This is a genomic window from Enterobacter sp. FUJ80071, assembly GCF_038739915.1.
GTDB lineage: Bacteria > Pseudomonadota > Gammaproteobacteria > Enterobacterales > Enterobacteriaceae > Enterobacter > Enterobacter kobei.
The window spans coordinates 4,319,689-4,334,597 of sequence record NZ_JBBXKH010000001.1 but is presented as its reverse complement, the minus strand read 5'-3'; the positions used below and the strand labels follow the sequence as shown (position 1 = coordinate 4,334,597).

The 14,909-nt window shown below is 53.0% G+C and carries 18 protein-coding genes; 12 read left to right on the top strand and 6 right to left on the bottom strand.

Annotation, left to right across the window (positions count from 1 at the left end; all coding sequences use genetic code 11):
• Positions 1–121 precede the first annotated feature (121 nt).
• From AAER43_RS21110 to AAER43_RS21090, 5 genes are all read right to left on the bottom strand, one after another.
• Complete coding sequence (locus tag AAER43_RS21110) at positions 122–412, bottom strand: hypothetical protein (RefSeq protein ID WP_014885498.1); 291 nt, start codon at positions 410–412, stop codon at positions 122–124.
• The gene (locus tag AAER43_RS21105) at positions 409–1,566 is read right to left on the bottom strand and encodes a hypothetical protein (RefSeq protein WP_050862845.1); all 1,158 of its coding nucleotides are present in this window, start codon (positions 1,564–1,566) and stop codon (positions 409–411) included. The genes AAER43_RS21110 and AAER43_RS21105 overlap by 4 nt, the downstream gene beginning before the upstream one ends.
• Positions 1,567–1,677: 111 nt before the next feature.
• Entirely contained in the window at positions 1,678–1,884 is a 207-nt protein-coding gene (locus AAER43_RS21100; RefSeq protein WP_050862844.1) for a DUF4926 domain-containing protein, read from the bottom strand.
• Positions 1,885–2,108: 224 nt separating this feature from the next.
• A complete protein-coding gene (locus AAER43_RS21095; RefSeq protein ID WP_047027064.1) occupies positions 2,109–3,050 on the bottom strand; it encodes a LysR family transcriptional regulator in 942 nt (313 codons plus the stop codon).
• A 15-nt stretch (positions 3,051–3,065) separates the two neighbouring features.
• Positions 3,066–4,970, bottom strand: coding sequence for an ABC transporter ATP-binding protein (locus tag AAER43_RS21090; protein ID WP_050862843.1), 1,905 nt, complete (start codon positions 4,968–4,970; stop codon positions 3,066–3,068).
• 135 nt (positions 4,971–5,105) lie between these two features.
• Here AAER43_RS21090 and kefG point away from each other — a divergent pair, with 135 nt between their 5' ends.
• The 4 genes from kefG to slyD all read left to right on the top strand — a co-directional run bounded on the left by kefG (position 5,106) and on the right by slyD (position 8,364).
• Positions 5,106–5,660 (top strand): glutathione-regulated potassium-efflux system ancillary protein KefG, encoded by a 555-nt coding sequence (gene kefG, locus AAER43_RS21085; RefSeq protein WP_021242220.1) that lies wholly within the window; start codon positions 5,106–5,108, stop codon positions 5,658–5,660.
• The gene (gene kefB, locus AAER43_RS21080; RefSeq protein ID WP_050862842.1) at positions 5,660–7,465 is read left to right on the top strand and encodes a glutathione-regulated potassium-efflux system protein KefB; all 1,806 of its coding nucleotides are present in this window, start codon (positions 5,660–5,662) and stop codon (positions 7,463–7,465) included. Before kefG ends, kefB begins: the two co-directional genes overlap by 1 nt.
• A gap of 13 nt (positions 7,466–7,478) precedes the next feature.
• Complete coding sequence (locus AAER43_RS21075) at positions 7,479–7,679, top strand: YheV family putative zinc ribbon protein (protein WP_003861689.1); 201 nt, start codon at positions 7,479–7,481, stop codon at positions 7,677–7,679.
• 94 nt (positions 7,680–7,773) lie between these two features.
• Entirely contained in the window at positions 7,774–8,364 is a 591-nt protein-coding gene (gene slyD, locus AAER43_RS21070; RefSeq protein WP_014885491.1) for a peptidylprolyl isomerase, read from the top strand.
• A 51-nt stretch (positions 8,365–8,415) separates the two neighbouring features.
• Here the strand turns inward: slyD and AAER43_RS21065 are convergent, their stop codons facing one another.
• Entirely contained in the window at positions 8,416–8,634 is a 219-nt protein-coding gene (locus AAER43_RS21065; protein ID WP_008503009.1) for a protein SlyX, read from the bottom strand.
• A 237-nt stretch (positions 8,635–8,871) separates the two neighbouring features.
• Here AAER43_RS21065 and fkpA point away from each other — a divergent pair, with 237 nt between their 5' ends.
• From fkpA to fusA, 8 genes are all read left to right on the top strand, one after another.
• Positions 8,872–9,693, top strand: a complete 822-nt coding sequence (fkpA, locus tag AAER43_RS21060) for an FKBP-type peptidyl-prolyl cis-trans isomerase (protein WP_047027061.1) — start codon at positions 8,872–8,874, stop codon at positions 9,691–9,693.
• Between the two features lie 165 nt (positions 9,694–9,858).
• Complete coding sequence (locus AAER43_RS21055) at positions 9,859–10,581, top strand: transcriptional regulator (protein WP_014885489.1); 723 nt, start codon at positions 9,859–9,861, stop codon at positions 10,579–10,581.
• Positions 10,581–10,967, top strand: coding sequence for a sulfurtransferase complex subunit TusD (tusD, locus tag AAER43_RS21050; protein WP_050862841.1), 387 nt, complete (start codon positions 10,581–10,583; stop codon positions 10,965–10,967). Before AAER43_RS21055 ends, tusD begins: the two co-directional genes overlap by 1 nt.
• Entirely contained in the window at positions 10,967–11,326 is a 360-nt protein-coding gene (gene tusC, locus AAER43_RS21045) for a sulfurtransferase complex subunit TusC (protein ID WP_014885487.1), read from the top strand. Before tusD ends, tusC begins: the two co-directional genes overlap by 1 nt.
• A 7-nt stretch (positions 11,327–11,333) precedes the next feature.
• On the top strand, positions 11,334–11,621 hold the full coding sequence (gene tusB, locus AAER43_RS21040; RefSeq protein ID WP_014885486.1) for a sulfurtransferase complex subunit TusB: 288 nt from the start codon (positions 11,334–11,336) through the stop codon (positions 11,619–11,621).
• Positions 11,622–11,745: 124 nt separating this feature from the next.
• Positions 11,746–12,120: a 30S ribosomal protein S12 gene (rpsL, locus tag AAER43_RS21035; RefSeq protein ID WP_000246815.1), complete on the top strand. Its 375-nt coding sequence runs from the start codon at positions 11,746–11,748 to the stop codon at positions 12,118–12,120.
• 96 nt (positions 12,121–12,216) lie between these two features.
• Positions 12,217–12,687 (top strand): 30S ribosomal protein S7, encoded by a 471-nt coding sequence (gene rpsG, locus AAER43_RS21030; RefSeq protein ID WP_003861706.1) that lies wholly within the window; start codon positions 12,217–12,219, stop codon positions 12,685–12,687.
• 96 nt (positions 12,688–12,783) lie between these two features.
• On the top strand, positions 12,784–14,898 hold the full coding sequence (gene fusA / locus AAER43_RS21025; protein ID WP_014885485.1) for an elongation factor G: 2,115 nt from the start codon (positions 12,784–12,786) through the stop codon (positions 14,896–14,898).
• The last annotated feature ends 11 nt before the right edge of the window (positions 14,899–14,909 follow it).

The following is a 14,909-nucleotide window of genomic DNA, read 5'->3' as shown; positions in this document are numbered from 1 at the left end:
GGAATGGGAGAGTAACTCTACTACGCTGGAACACAGCAGCGTTGAGATAGGATGATAGCAGCGCTTCCTGAGCACATTTTCGTTATGCCGGGTACGGATGTCAGGGGCAATCATTAAGCGCTTAATGACCTCTTGTCCGCACAATTTCTGCTGTTAATGCGTCATAAAGTTGATCCTGCAGTATGTTCAACTCTCTGTTTTCACTAGTTAACATTTGACCGTTTTGATGTAAAACTACGTCATTAAATGACCCAGCGCCACCGAATGTACGTTTAATCTTGATTAACGTTGTGTCGTAATCTACCTCCAGGTCCTTGCTGAAATTCTCAAATGTTGCAGCCCATTTCGTTTCACCACTATCTGAAAGCAGATGGGTTATTTTTACCAAAAATTTCTGAATATTAGCTTTCATTTTAGATTACCAAAACCTAGTGTTTTCACTCCTGGTATATCCCATGGAGCTGGAATTAAAACCTGTTCTGAACCACCCGCATAGAAACCCGTTTGGTAACCGACATTTCCAATATAGACCTTTGAGCCAGCAGGTATTTCTACTTCAAAGTAACTATCAATTATTGATTTGCTTCCATCAGGCCATTCAGGCAGAACTGCTTTATCGATTCGAGTTTGGATAATACCTTGAGGTTTCTCGTAACTAAAAAAACGTCCTAAATCAGTACCGTTCTGGCCGCCTCGATAGAAAACTGTATCTTCAGAAAGCGTTATTTCTTTATATACACCTCCTGAGAACGTTTCAGCAAATCTATTACTCAATGGTCCAGGCTTGATCATCGAATATTCGCCCTCGACCTTTCCAAGAACATGGAGATTCTCCAGTTCAGAAAGCTCACTTGCCGTACCTAATCGACTAAGACCAAATCCCGCAGCGACAGAAGCGCCAGCAATGATTAGCCCCTTATTGTCCATGACTTCAGTGTATCCGGCTGGCGCATCACCACCAAGTTGCTCCGCTGTTTGCCTAAAGCCTTCAATGTTGCCGTTGTAGATTCCACCTGCCGCCAGTAATCGTCCGGCTGCTTTGCAGTTGATGGTTTTGGTGGCCTGTGCGTGCTGTACGGGAGCATCGGAATTATACTGTTTAATGGTCGGAGCAGGTTTTCGTCCCGGGTGTGCGTTCAGGCAATGTTCGTAAATATTCCGTACTTCCCGCTGGAAACTGTCGCTATAGCTGTCCATGAAACAGTCATAAACCAGATTACCGTCGTCATCGAAGAAGAAGGGGTTGCGGAAACGGTCCCACTTCTCTGCGGTGTTTACGCCAACCATCCAGCCCTGCTCAAGATTCCATTTTACTTCATCATAAAGGCCGTCGTATTCCGTGTGGTGCTTGCGGTTGTATGGTTGCGCCGCGAAGCGGTGGTATACGCCGTCACGTCGTCTGGGGATGGTGAAATGTTGAAAACGGGTTTGAGGGGCATATTTCAGATAATCCAGTTCGTAAAATACGCTCGCCATTTCCAGTGCATCGCGTGGCGTGAGGATGAACTGAATATCAGCCGGTGCTAAATCACAGCCAGCATCCCATTTCATGTAGAGTGTGAACATCCTGTTCCTGCTTTAAGCCATGTTATTTTTGTGGATATTCAGAGATGACGGATGATAAGTCAAACGTGGCGTTCAGTTTCTGTTGAGCACTTCCCCCATTGTACCTGCCTCTCACTTCGGTTGGATATAATCTGCCACCTGGCTGGGTAACAGTGAAGGCATTGCAATAGTTCGCCCAGCATCATCAATAAATTCAACCATATAAGCCAGATGGGGTTTTTCATGTACTAATACTATGTCACCCAGCATGCCTTTAGTTAATCCTTCCACCGGCAAATCTTCCGCTAACACAACCACCTCAAACTCTTCTCTTATCATCGGCTGTACTCACTTAACAAAAATCGTCGTCATGCATGGAACGACGAGCATCTGGTTCATATATCCAACTAAACGCCGTTCCGTTGCTTGGGAGGGGGAGATGTTGATAACGGGGACACGGTTCATATTCCAGGTAATCCAGTTCATAAAATACGCTCGCCATTTCAGTGCATCGCGTGGCGTTCAGTTTTAGTGAACCCTGGAACAGGGGGAATGCACCCCGCTTACGGGGCCGAGGTATCTGCCGTGAGGCTTCGCGCATACATCCGCCCTTCGGCGGCCAGTGCGCGCAGGCTCGGATCCTGCTCGCGGTTGCGGGCAAAGACAATCGCAATCAGCTGCTGCATCTGGTACGGTTCCGCCAGCTTCAGTAGTTGCACCGAGTTCTCATACACTTTCTTCATCCTGCCCGGCATCAGCGTAAAGCCGACCCCCGCCTGCACCAGGCTCAGCATTGAGAAAATGTCATTCACGCGAGTGACGATCTCCGGTTCGAATCCGGCGATATGAAACGCCTCCTGAAACCCGGCGTAGGTCGCAAACCCTTCTGCCAGCGAGACAAATTTCTGATGTTTGTAATCACGAAGATCCGCTGGCCCATGTGCGTTCAGCGTGGCGGACGCGGGCGCGGCAAGGAAAATGTCGTCGTGAAACAGGGGCAGTACTTCGAGGCTGTTACGGTCGATATCGCTTTCGGAGATGGAGATCAATATGGCGTCCAGCGACCCTTCGTCCAGCATGTGTAGCAACGTGTCGTTAGAGCCCATCGTCAGATCCATCTCCAGATCCGGACGGCGTAATTTCATGCCCATAATCAGGCGCGGTACGGTTTCCAGAGTGAGCGAGTAGAGCGTACCGACGCGCAACCGACCCTGGCCGATACCGGCGATTTTGCGCGACTCTTCCAGCCCGCGCTCCATCACCTGCATGACTTCCTGGCAATATTCCAGCAGCGTCCAGGCGGAAGGCAGCGCAATCAGATTGCGCCCCTTGTGGGTAAAAAGCGGGCAGCGCACGTTCTCTTCCAGCGTGTGCAGCGCGCGGTGCACGCTGACACCGCTCAGCCCGAGCGTTTCGGCGGTACGGGCGATATTCCCTTTCTCCATGAAGGTCATGAAGATGCTGAGTTTGCGGAATGTAATCTCGCTCGTGGTATCGAAACGCATAACCCTCCCGGTGTGTTAGTCGGCCTGCAGCATCGCTTCCAGCTGTTCCTGCGCGTCCAGCCACGCCATTTCGCACGCTTCGAGGCTCGATTTGGTCTTTGCCTGCGTTTGCAGGCAATCCGTCAGCTCCGCTTTACGGCTTTGATCGTACAGGCCGCTGTCGCCCAGCTTCTCTTCAACGGTGGCAAGCGTGGCGTTGAGCTTCTCCATCTCTTTTTCCAGACGGGCAATCTCTTTACGCAGCGGCTGAGTCTGGGTGCGCAGCTCCGCTTCCCGGCGCTTCTGGTCTTTACGCGCCTGCGCGCTGTTGGCGTTGTCTTTCGCCGACTCGTCCGGCTGGTTTTCCTGCTTCTGCACGTCCATCAGCCACTGCTGGTAGTCTTCCAGATCGCCGTCGAACGGTTCAACTTTGCCATCATGCACCAGGTAGAGATCGTCTGTGGTGGAGCGGATCAGGTGACGATCGTGCGAGACCACCACCAGCGCGCCTTCGAACTCAATCAGCGCTTCGGTCAGCGCCTGACGCATGTCGAGATCCAGGTGGTTGGTCGGTTCATCGAGCAGCAGCAGGTTCGGGCGCTGCCAGACGATCAGCGCCAGTACCAGGCGGGCTTTTTCACCGCCGGAGAAACGCTCTGTGTTTTCGGTGACTTTATCGCCCTGGAAGCCGAAGCCGCCGAGGTAATCGCGCAGCTTCTGCTCCATTTCCTGCGGTGCCAGACGCGCAAGGTGCTGGATAGGCGATTCATCCGCGCGTAAAAATTCCAGCTGATGCTGAGCGAAATAGCCAAGCTTAATGCCTTTCGCCAGGCCGATTTCGCCGCTGACCGGGTTAAGTTCGCCCGCCAGGAGTTTGATTAGCGTTGATTTACCGGCGCCGTTACGCCCCAGCAGACCGATACGTGAACCCGGCACCAGGTTGAGCTTGATGGAGTCGAGAATAATGCGATCGCCATAGCCCGCGCTCACTTTTTCCATTTTCAGCAGCGGATTCGGCAGGCTTTCTGGTTCGCGGAAATTGAAGTGGAACGGGTTATCGACGTGCGCCGGGGCAATCATCTCCATGCGTTCCAGCATCTTGATGCGGCTCTGGGCCTGCTTGGCTTTAGAGGCTTTGGCCTTAAAGCGATCCACAAAGCTTTGCAGGTGCGCCACGCGCTGCTGCTGGCTTTCGTACATCGCCTGCTGCTGGGCCAGGCGCGTCGCGCGCTGGCGCTCGAAAGAGCTGTAGTTGCCGGTATATTCGAACATCGTTTGCTGTTCGATATGAATGATTTTATCCACCACCGGATCGAGGAAGTCGCGGTCGTGGGAGATCAGAATCAGAGTGCCCTGATAGCTCTTAAGCCACTTCTCCAGCCAAATAACCGCATCGAGATCGAGGTGGTTAGTCGGTTCATCGAGTAGCAAAAGATCAGAACGGCAGATCAGCGCCTGCGCCAGGTTGAGGCGCATACGCCAGCCGCCGGAGAAGTCGCTGACCGGGCGTTCCAGCTGTTCATTGCTGAAGCCCAGGCCGTGCAGCAGGCTGGAGGCGCGGGAGCGAATGGTCCACGCGTCGATGGCGTCCAGCTTGCCATGAACGGTGGCGATGGCGTGACCGTCGTTGCGCTCGTTGGCGGCGTGGAGTTCCGCTTCGAGTTTGCGGTATTCACGGTCGCCGTCGATAACATAGTCGAGGGCCGGTTCGCTCAGGGCAGGCGTCTCCTGGTTCACCCAGGCGAGCTGCCAGTTTCCCGGATAAGTAAAGCTTCCGCCATCCGCGCTAATCTCGTTTTTCAGCAGCGCCAGCAGCGTGGATTTGCCACAGCCGTTTTTGCCGACCAGACCCACTTTTTGGCCCGGGTTGATGGTAGCAGTGGCGTTATCGAGCAGAACGCGCACGCCGCGACGAATTTGTAACGAGGAGAAAACAATCATAGAAGCGCCGTATGTTCCGACTATGTTAATTTGTCATTATGATAATGTAAGGTGTGGGCCATTTTCCGCACCGGGCCGCCATGGTAGCCCAAAACAACAACGATACACAAAAACAGAAACACGACCGGGAGGGGAATGATGTCTCAGACAGCGAAAGTGCTGCTGCTGTATGCCCATCCGGAATCTCAGGACTCGGTGGCGAACCGGGTGCTGCTTAAGCCGGCCACACAGCTCAGTAACGTTACGGTGCACGATCTCTACGCGCACTATCCTGATTTCTTTATTGATATTCCGTACGAGCAGGAACTGCTGCGTCAGCATGACGTGATTGTGTTCCAGCACCCGCTTTATACCTATAGCTGTCCGGCACTGCTGAAAGAGTGGCTGGACCGCGTGCTGAGCCGCGGCTTCTCCAGTGGGGTGGGGGGAAACCAGCTGGCGGGAAAGTACTGGCGTAGCGTGATCACCACCGGTGAACCCGAAAGTGCTTACCGTCACGACGGGCTGAACCGTTATCCGATGAGCGATATCCTGCGGCCATTCGAGCTGACGGCGGCGATGTGCCGTATGCACTGGATGAGCCCGATCATTGTCTACTGGGCGCGGCGTCAGGATCCGAAAGAACTGGCCAGCCACGCCAGAGCTTATGGCGAGTGGCTGGCATCGCCGATTCCGGCAGGAGGTCGTTAATGGAAGGATCGAATTTGCTCCTCGCCGGGGTACTGTTTTTATTTGCGGCCGTCGTCGCGGTTCCGCTTGCCGCCCGTCTCGGCATCGGTGCGGTACTGGGATATTTGCTCGCGGGGATCGCCATTGGTCCCTGGGGACTGGGATTCATCAGCGATGTGGATGAAATTCTCCATTTCTCCGAGCTCGGCGTGGTGTTCCTGATGTTCATCATCGGTCTGGAACTGAATCCCTCTAAATTGTGGCAGCTCCGACGCTCTATCTTTGGCGTGGGTGCCGCGCAGGTGTTGTTCAGCGCCGCGATTCTGGCTGGCCTGCTAATGCTGACCCACTTTTCCTGGCAGGCCGCGGTGATTGGCGGGATTGGTCTTGCCATGTCTTCGACGGCGATGGCGTTGCAGCTGATGCGCGACAAAGGGATGAACCGCAATGAAGCCGGGCAACTGGGCTTTTCGGTGCTGCTGTTTCAGGATTTAGCGGTGATCCCGGCGCTGGCGCTGGTGCCGCTGCTGGCGGGTTCTGGCGACGATAGCTTCGACTGGGCAAAGATTTCCATGAAGGTGCTGGCCTTTGCGGGCATGCTGATTGGCGGACGCTTCTTGTTGCGTCCGGTGTTCCGCTTTATTGCCGCATCGGGCGTGCGTGAAGTGTTTACAGCTGCGACGCTGTTGCTGGTGCTTGGCTCGGCGCTGTTTATGGACGCGCTGGGGCTATCAATGGCGCTGGGTACTTTTATCGCCGGGGTGCTGCTGGCGGAGAGCGAGTATCGTCACGAACTGGAAATTGCCATCGATCCCTTCAAAGGGCTCCTGTTAGGGTTGTTCTTTATTTCGGTGGGGATGGCGCTCAATCTCGGTGTGCTTTATACCCATCTGCTCTGGGTTGTGGTCAGCGTCGCCATCCTGGTGGCGGTGAAAATGCTGGTGCTGTACGTCATGGCGCGTATTTACGGGTTGCGCAGTTCGGAACGTATGCAGTTTGCCAGCGTGTTAAGCCAGGGGGGAGAGTTCGCGTTTGTGCTGTTTTCCGCCGCGTCCTCTCAGAAGCTGTTTAAGGACGATCAGATGGCGCTGCTGCTGGTGACGGTGACGCTGTCGATGATGACCACGCCGCTGCTGATGAAGCTGGTGGATAAACTGCTGTCGCGCCGCTTAAACCCGACGGACGATGAAGATGAAGCGCCATGGGTAGAAGACGATAAACCCCAGGTGATAGTGGTGGGCTTTGGCCGCTTCGGGCAGGTGATTGGTCGCCTGTTGATGGCGAATAAGATGCGCATTACGGTGCTGGAACGCGATATCAGTGCGGTTAACCTGATGCGTAAATATGGCTACAAGGTTTATTACGGCGACGCGACCCAGCTTGAGCTGCTGCGCTCGGCGGGCGCTGATGCCGCCGAGTCCATCGTGATCACCTGTAACGATCCGGAAGACACGATGAAACTGGTGGAGCTGTGTCAACAGCATTTCCCGCACCTGCATATACTGGCGCGTGCCCGGGGACGTGTTGAAGCTCACGAATTGTTGCAGGCGGGTGTGAAACACTTCTCCCGTGAGACGTTCTCCAGTGCGTTGGAGTTAGGCCGTAAGGCGTTGATCTCGCTGGGCATGCATCCTCATCAGGCGCAACGTGCCCAGATGCACTTCCGTCGGCTGGATATGCGAATGCTGCGCGAACTGATGCCGGTGCATACCGACACGGCGCAGATCTCCCGCGTGCGGGAAGCGCGTCGCGAGCTGGAGGAGATCTTCCAGCGAGAGATGCAACAGGAACGACGCCAGCTTGATGGCTGGGATGAATTTGAATAAAGGGTAACGAAAGATGGCTGTCCGTAAACGCTTTATCGCAGGTGCAAAATGCCCGTCCTGCCAGGCGCAAGATACTCTGGCGATGTGGCGAGAAAATAATATTGATATCGTTGAGTGTGTTAAGTGTGGTCACCAGATGCGTGAGGCCGATAAAGAGGCCCGCGATCATGTTCGCAAAGAAGAGCAAGTGATCGGCATTTTTCATCCGGACTAGCGATATGCCCTGAGTTTTTTTAAGCTAAAGGGTACACGGGTGCAGATTTCCGCTACAATCTGCGCCAGCAATTTTCCCACGCTCAGGAGATATCATGAAAGTAGCAAAAGACCTGGTGGTCAGCCTGGCCTATCAGGTACGTACAGAAGACGGTGTGTTGGTTGATGAGTCTCCGGTGAGTGCGCCGCTGGACTACCTGCATGGCCACGGTTCCCTGATTTCCGGCCTGGAAACTGCGCTGGAAGGTCATGAAGTTGGCGACAAATTCGACGTTGCTGTCGGCGCGAACGACGCTTACGGTCAGTATGACGACAACCTGGTTCAGCGCGTTCCTAAAGACGTATTCATGGGCGTTGACGAACTGCAGGTTGGCATGCGCTTCCTGGCTGAAACTGACCAGGGTCCAGTGCCTGTTGAAATCACTGAAGTTGAAGACGACCACGTTGTGGTTGACGGCAACCACATGCTGGCTGGCCAGAACCTGAAGTTCAACGTAGAAGTTGTTGCGATCCGTGAAGCGACCGAAGAAGAGCTGGCTCATGGCCACGTTCACGGTGCGCACGGTCACGACCATGACCACGATCACGGCCACGACGGCTGCTGCGGTGGTCACGGCCACGATCACGACCATGGTCATGACCATGGCAAAGGTGGTTGCGGTAACGGCGGCTGCGGTTGCCACTAATTCCGCTAAGCGGAAAATAAAAAAGCGGGTGAACCCCGCTTTTTTTACGCCTCAATAATGAGGTGGTGGTGTCTCTTCAGACTGAGAGGCAATGTTTGACGGCTGCGTTGCCTTTAGCTTTTCCGTCAGCAGACGCATGTGATCCCGCAGTTTCGCCATTTCGAGTTCATGTGCTGTGACGGTCTGGTTTAGCTCTTCGATGGTGATGTCCTGAAAAGCCAGGCGGCTTTCCAGCTCAGCCATTCTCGCTTCTATCGTTGTATCCTTCATCATTCACCTCGTTTATGTCTGATTTACCTGATGGTCCAGCGGCGGCGCAGTTTAACTGAGTTTATCCTTAAGTGCAGTCTCTATCCCGCTGGCAAGAAACTTATTTAAACAAAAATAGTCTGAAAAGTGGTGAGAATTGGGAGTGTCTGTCTGTAGATTTCTTCTGCAACGTTTTATAGTACGTCACTCATTTACGTTTAACGCTGGGGTGAGAGTCCCCAGGCCCTGGAGATATGGATGAAATCACTGTTTAAAGTAACGCTGCTGGCGACGACGATGGCTGTTGCGCTGAACGCGCCGCTGTCATTCGCTGCTGATACTGCTGCGAAGCCTGCTGCCACTGCAGACAGCAAAGCGGCGTTCAAAAATGACGACCAGAAATCCGCCTACGCACTGGGCGCATCTCTGGGTCGTTACATGGAAAACTCTCTGAAAGAACAAGAGAAACTGGGCATCAAACTGGATAAAGCCCAGCTGATCGCAGGCGTACAGGACGCATTTGCGGATAAGAGCAAGCTGTCTGACCAGGAAATCGAGCAGACGCTGCAGGCGTTCGAAGCACGCGTGAAGGGTGCCGCTCAGACCAAGATGGAAGCGGACGCGAAAGACAACGAAGCGAAAGGCAAAGCCTACCGCGATACCTTTGCTAAAGAGAAGGGTGTGAAGACCTCCTCTACTGGCCTGGTGTACAAAGTTGAGAAAGAAGGTACCGGCGATGCGCCGAAAGACAGCGATACTGTTGTCGTAAACTACAAAGGTACGCTGATCGACGGTAAAGAGTTCGATAACTCTTACACCCGCGGTGAGCCGCTCTCCTTCCGTCTGGACGGTGTGATTCCTGGCTGGACTGAAGGCCTGAAAAACATCAAGAAAGGCGGCAAGATCAAGCTGGTTATTCCACCGGATCTGGCCTACGGCAAAACGGGCGTTCCGGGTATCCCGGCTAACTCCACGCTGGTCTTCGACGTAGAGCTGCTGGACATTAAACCAGCACCGAAAGCGGATGCGAAACCGGAAGCGCAGGCAGATCAGAAAGCTGCGACAGACACTAAGAAGTAATGTAATGAAAACCGCCGCCTTTAAGGCGGCGGTTTTTTTATTGCGGGGCAGATATAATTAACACTGGAAAGCGTCTGGTACGCTGTATTAATTTAGTTGTCCGTGTAGATAATGAGCCTGCCCTGAAAACCTAACGACAGGCTCCTGAAAAGGAGTGTTTTTTTCATGTCCAGGTCGCTTTTAACCAACGAAACCAGTGAACTTGATTTGCTGGATCAACGTCCTTTTGACCAGACCGACTTCGATATTCTTAAATCCTATGAGGCGGTGGTGGACGGGTTAGCGATGCTCATTGGTTCCCACTGCGAAATCGTATTGCACTCCCTGCAAGATCTGAAGTGTTCCGCCATCCGCATTGCTAATGGTGAGCATACCGGCCGTAAAATTGGTTCGCCAATCACCGACCTTGCATTGCGTATGTTGCATGACATGACCGGCGCGGACAGCAGCGTCTCCAAATGTTATTTCACCCGCGCCAAAAGCGGCGTGCTGATGAAATCAGAAACTATCGCGATTCGAAACCGCGAACATCGTGTGATTGGACTGCTGTGCATCAACATGAACCTTGATGTGCCTTTCTCGCAGATCATGAGCACCTTTATTCCGCCTGAAACGCCAGACGTTGGCTCCTCCGTTAACTTTGCCTCCTCCGTAGAAGATCTGGTGACTCAAACGCTTGAGTTTACGATTGAAGAGGTGAATGCCGATCGCAACGTCTCGAACAATGCCAAGAATCGTCAGATCGTACTCAATCTCTACGAGAAAGGGATTTTTGATATCAAAGACGCCATTAACCAGGTGGCCGATCGTCTGAATATCTCCAAGCATACGGTCTACCTCTACATCCGCCAGTTCAAAAGTGGCGACTTCGTAGGGCAAGATAAGTAATGCGTTTTGCGTTAATGGTGACAGGCCCGGCGTACGGCACTCAGCAGGCCAGCAGCGCGCTGCAGTTTGCGCATGCGCTACTGGCGGCCGGACATGAACTGTCGAGCGTCTTTTTCTATCGGGAAGGGGTGTATAACGCGAACCAGTTTACGTCACCGGCGAGCGATGAGTTTGATCTGGTCCGCGCGTGGCAGGCGTTAAATGAAAAGCAGGGCGTTGAGCTGAACATCTGCGTGGCGGCGGCACTGCGTCGCGGCGTGACGGATGCAACCGAAGCCGATCGCCTGGGGTTATCGGGCGCTAACCTTCAGCCTGGCTTTTCGTTAAGTGGTCTGGGCGCGCTGGCTCAGGCGGCGTTAATCTGCGACAGAGTGGTGCAATTCTGATGAAGCGCGTGGCATTTGTTTTTACTTCTGCACCGCACGGTAGCGCCTCGGGCCGCGAAGGGCTGGATGCGTTACTTGCGACATCGGCATTAACAGAAGATATCGGCGTCTTCTTTCTGGGGGACGGGGTGTTTCAACTGCTCGCGGGCCAACAGCCGCAGGCCATCCTGGCGCGCGATTACATCGCAACCTTCAAAGTGCTGCCGCTTTACGATATCGAAACCTGCTATGTCTGTGCCGACTCCTTAACGGCGCGCGGTTTGAGTGATAAGTCGTCTTTTGTGCTGGATGTGACGCTCTTACCTTCCTCTGATCTGCGTGAACACCTTTCCCACTACGACACCGTTTTGACGTTCTGAGGCCGCCATGCTCCATATTCTGAGCCACTCACCGTGGCAATGTGATATCGACACACTGTTGAGCATGCTGCGCGAAGGTGATGATTTGCTGCTCATTCAGGACGGCGTGCTTGCCGCTCTGGAAGGCAGTCGTTTCGTTGAAATTCTCACGAATGCCCCCATAACAGTCTCTGCGCTGAAGGACGATCTGGACGCGCGAGGTCTTTCTGGTCAAATTTCAGCCAAAATTGACGTGGTTGGCTATACTGATTTCGTCAATCTTACTGTGACGCACGCCAGTCAAATGAACTGGTGATCCGAGATCGCTGTATATTTCTTGACACCTTTTCGACGTAGCCCTAAAATTTCGCGTCCTCATATTGTATGAGGTCGTTTTATTACGTGTTTACGAAGCAAAAGCTAAAACCAGGAGCTATTTAATGGCAACAGTTAACCAGCTGGTACGCAAACCACGTGCACGCAAAGTTGCAAAAAGCAACGTGCCTGCACTGGAAGCCTGCCCGCAGAAACGTGGTGTATGTACTCGTGTATATACCACCACTCCTAAAAAACCAAACTCCGCACTGCGTAAAGTATGCCGTGTGCGTTTGACTAACGGTTTCGAAGTGACTTCCTACATCGGTGGTGAAGGTCACAACCTGCAGGAGCACTCCGTGATCCTGATCCGTGGCGGTCGTGTTAAAGACCTTCCGGGTGTTCGTTACCACACCGTTCGTGGTGCGCTGGACTGCTCAGGTGTTAAAGACCGTAAGCAGGCTCGCTCCAAGTACGGCGTGAAGCGTCCTAAGGCTTAATGGTTCTCCGTTAAGTAAGGCCAAACTGATTTATCTTAATGTCAAACTAAACTCGTAGAGTTTTGGACAATCCTGAATTAACAACGGAGTATTCCCATGCCACGTCGTCGCGTCATTGGTCAGCGTAAAATTCTTCCAGATCCGAAGTTCGGATCAGAACTGCTGGCAAAATTTGTAAATATCCTGATGGTAGATGGTAAAAAATCTACTGCAGAAGCCATCGTATACAGCGCGCTTGAGACCCTGGCTCAGCGTTCTGGTAAAAATGAACTGGAAGCTTTCGAAGTCGCTCTCGACAACGTTCGCCCAACTGTAGAAGTTAAGTCCCGCCGCGTTGGTGGTTCTACTTATCAGGTTCCAGTTGAAGTTCGTCCGGTTCGTCGTAATGCTCTGGCAATGCGTTGGATCGTTGAAGCTGCTCGTAAACGCGGTGATAAATCCATGGCTCTGCGTCTGGCGAACGAACTTTCTGATGCTGCAGAAAACAAAGGTACTGCAGTTAAGAAACGTGAAGACGTTCACCGTATGGCAGAAGCCAACAAGGCGTTCGCACACTACCGTTGGTAATCCCTTCGGAGTATTAGTCACCAGGCGGGCGCTTCAGAGAAGCCGCCCGCTCTGGGTAACTTAACTGAACGCCTAAAGAAACAAACGAGGAATCAAATGGCTCGTACAACACCCATCGCACGCTACCGTAACATCGGTATCAGTGCGCACATCGACGCCGGTAAGACCACTACTACCGAACGTATTCTGTTCTACACCGGTGTAAACCATAAAATCGGTGAAGTTCATGACGGCGCAGCCACCATGGACTGGATGGAACAGGAGCAGGAGCGTGGTATCACTATCACCTCCGCAGCGACTACTGCATTCTGGTCAGGTATGGCTAAGCAGTACGAACCGCATCGCGTAAACATCATCGACACCCCAGGGCACGTTGACTTCACCATCGAAGTAGAACGTTCCATGCGTGTGCTCGACGGCGCGGTAATGGTTTATTGCGCAGTTGGTGGTGTTCAGCCACAGTCTGAAACCGTATGGCGTCAGGCGAACAAATATAAAGTTCCACGCATCGCGTTCGTTAACAAAATGGACCGTATGGGTGCTAACTTCCTGAAAGTTGTTGGTCAGATCAAAACCCGTCTGGGCGCGAACCCTGTTCCGCTGCAGCTGGCAATTGGTGCTGAAGAAGGCTTCACCGGCGTTATCGACCTGGTGAAAATGAAAGCCATCAACTGGAACGACGCAGACCAGGGCGTGACCTTCGAATACGAAGACATCCCGGCTGAGATGCAGGACCTGGCTGACGAATGGCACCAGAACCTGATCGAATCCGCTGCTGAAGCTTCTGAAGAGCTGATGGAGAAATACCTGGGTGGTGAAGAACTGACTGAAGAAGAGATCAAAAAAGCTCTGCGTCAGCGTGTTCTGAACAACGAAATCATCCTGGTAACCTGTGGTTCTGCGTTCAAGAACAAAGGTGTTCAGGCGATGCTGGATGCGGTAGTTGACTACCTGCCATCCCCGGTTGACGTTCCTGCGATCAACGGCATCCTGGACGACGGTAAAGATACTCCGGCTGAGCGTCACGCAAGCGACGACGAGCCGTTCTCTGCACTGGCGTTCAAAATTGCTACCGACCCATTCGTGGGTAACCTGACCTTCTTCCGCGTTTACTCTGGTGTGGTTAACTCCGGTGACACCATCCTGAACTCCGTGAAAGCGGCGCGTGAGCGTTTTGGCCGTATCGTACAGATGCACGCTAACAAACGTGAAGAGATCAAAGAAGTTCGTGCGGGCGACATCGCTGCAGCTATCGGTCTGAAAGACGTGACCACTGGTGACACCCTGTGTGACCCGGATCACCCGATCATTCTGGAGCGTATGGAATTCCCAGAGCCGGTAATCTCCATCGCGGTTGAACCAAAAACCAAAGCTGACCAGGAAAAAATGGGTCTGGCTCTGGGCCGTCTGGCGAAAGAAGACCCATCATTCCGCGTATGGACTGATGAAGAATCTAACCAGACCATCATCGCTGGTATGGGTGAACTGCACCTGGACATCATCGTTGACCGTATGAAGCGTGAATTCAACGTTGAAGCGAACGTGGGTAAACCTCAGGTTGCTTACCGCGAAGCGATTCGCGCGAAAGTTACCGATGTTGAAGGTAAACACGCTAAGCAGTCTGGTGGTCGCGGTCAGTACGGTCACGTTGTGATCGACATGTACCCACTGGAGCCGGGCTCTAACCCGAAAGGTTACGAGTTCATCAACGACATCAAAGGTGGTGTAATTCCTGGCGAATACATCCCAGCCGTTGATAAAGGCATCCAGGAACAGCTGAAAGCGGGCCCTCTGGCTGGCTACCCAGTTGTTGACATGGGTATCCGTCTGCACTTCGGTTCTTACCACGACGTTGACTCCTCTGAACTGGCGTTTAAACTGGCTGCGTCTATTGCCTTTAAAGAAGGCTTTAAGAAAGCAAAACCAGTTCTGCTTGAGCCAATCATGAAGGTTGAAGTAGAAACTCCTGAAGAGAACACCGGTGACGTTATCGGTGACTTGAGCCGTCGTCGCGGTATGCTGCGTGGTCAGGAATCTGAAGTAACTGGCGTTAAGATCCACGCTGAAGTTCCGCTGTCTGAAATGTTCGGATATGCAACTCAGCTGCGTTCTCTGACCAAAGGTCGTGCATCATACACCATGGAATTCCTGAAGTATGATGATGCGCCTAACAACGTTGCTCAGGCCGTTATTGAAGCCCGTGGTAAGTAATCCACAGGATT

Bases quoted from the DNA above. Each gene is read 5' to 3' on its own strand.
- AAER43_RS21110 (WP_014885498.1), bottom strand. From the start codon at position 412: ATGAAAGCTAATATTCAGAAATTTTTGGTAAAAATAACCCATCTGCTT.
- AAER43_RS21105 (WP_050862845.1), bottom strand. From the start codon at position 1,566: ATGTTCACACTCTACATGAAATGGGATGCTGGCTGTGATTTAGCACCG.
- AAER43_RS21100 (WP_050862844.1), bottom strand. From the start codon at position 1,884: ATGATAAGAGAAGAGTTTGAGGTGGTTGTGTTAGCGGAAGATTTGCCG.
- AAER43_RS21095 (WP_047027064.1), bottom strand. From the start codon at position 3,050: ATGCGTTTCGATACCACGAGCGAGATTACATTCCGCAAACTCAGCATC.
- AAER43_RS21090 (WP_050862843.1), bottom strand. From the start codon at position 4,970: ATGATTGTTTTCTCCTCGTTACAAATTCGTCGCGGCGTGCGCGTTCTG.
- kefG (WP_021242220.1), top strand. From the start codon at position 5,106: ATGATGTCTCAGACAGCGAAAGTGCTGCTGCTGTATGCCCATCCGGAA.
- kefB (WP_050862842.1), top strand. From the start codon at position 5,660: ATGGAAGGATCGAATTTGCTCCTCGCCGGGGTACTGTTTTTATTTGCG.
- AAER43_RS21075 (WP_003861689.1), top strand. From the start codon at position 7,479: ATGGCTGTCCGTAAACGCTTTATCGCAGGTGCAAAATGCCCGTCCTGC.
- slyD (WP_014885491.1), top strand. From the start codon at position 7,774: ATGAAAGTAGCAAAAGACCTGGTGGTCAGCCTGGCCTATCAGGTACGT.
- AAER43_RS21065 (WP_008503009.1), bottom strand. From the start codon at position 8,634: ATGAAGGATACAACGATAGAAGCGAGAATGGCTGAGCTGGAAAGCCGC.
- fkpA (WP_047027061.1), top strand. From the start codon at position 8,872: ATGAAATCACTGTTTAAAGTAACGCTGCTGGCGACGACGATGGCTGTT.
- AAER43_RS21055 (WP_014885489.1), top strand. From the start codon at position 9,859: ATGTCCAGGTCGCTTTTAACCAACGAAACCAGTGAACTTGATTTGCTG.
- tusD (WP_050862841.1), top strand. From the start codon at position 10,581: ATGCGTTTTGCGTTAATGGTGACAGGCCCGGCGTACGGCACTCAGCAG.
- tusC (WP_014885487.1), top strand. From the start codon at position 10,967: ATGAAGCGCGTGGCATTTGTTTTTACTTCTGCACCGCACGGTAGCGCC.
- tusB (WP_014885486.1), top strand. From the start codon at position 11,334: ATGCTCCATATTCTGAGCCACTCACCGTGGCAATGTGATATCGACACA.
- rpsL (WP_000246815.1), top strand. From the start codon at position 11,746: ATGGCAACAGTTAACCAGCTGGTACGCAAACCACGTGCACGCAAAGTT.
- rpsG (WP_003861706.1), top strand. From the start codon at position 12,217: ATGCCACGTCGTCGCGTCATTGGTCAGCGTAAAATTCTTCCAGATCCG.
- fusA (WP_014885485.1), top strand. From the start codon at position 12,784: ATGGCTCGTACAACACCCATCGCACGCTACCGTAACATCGGTATCAGT.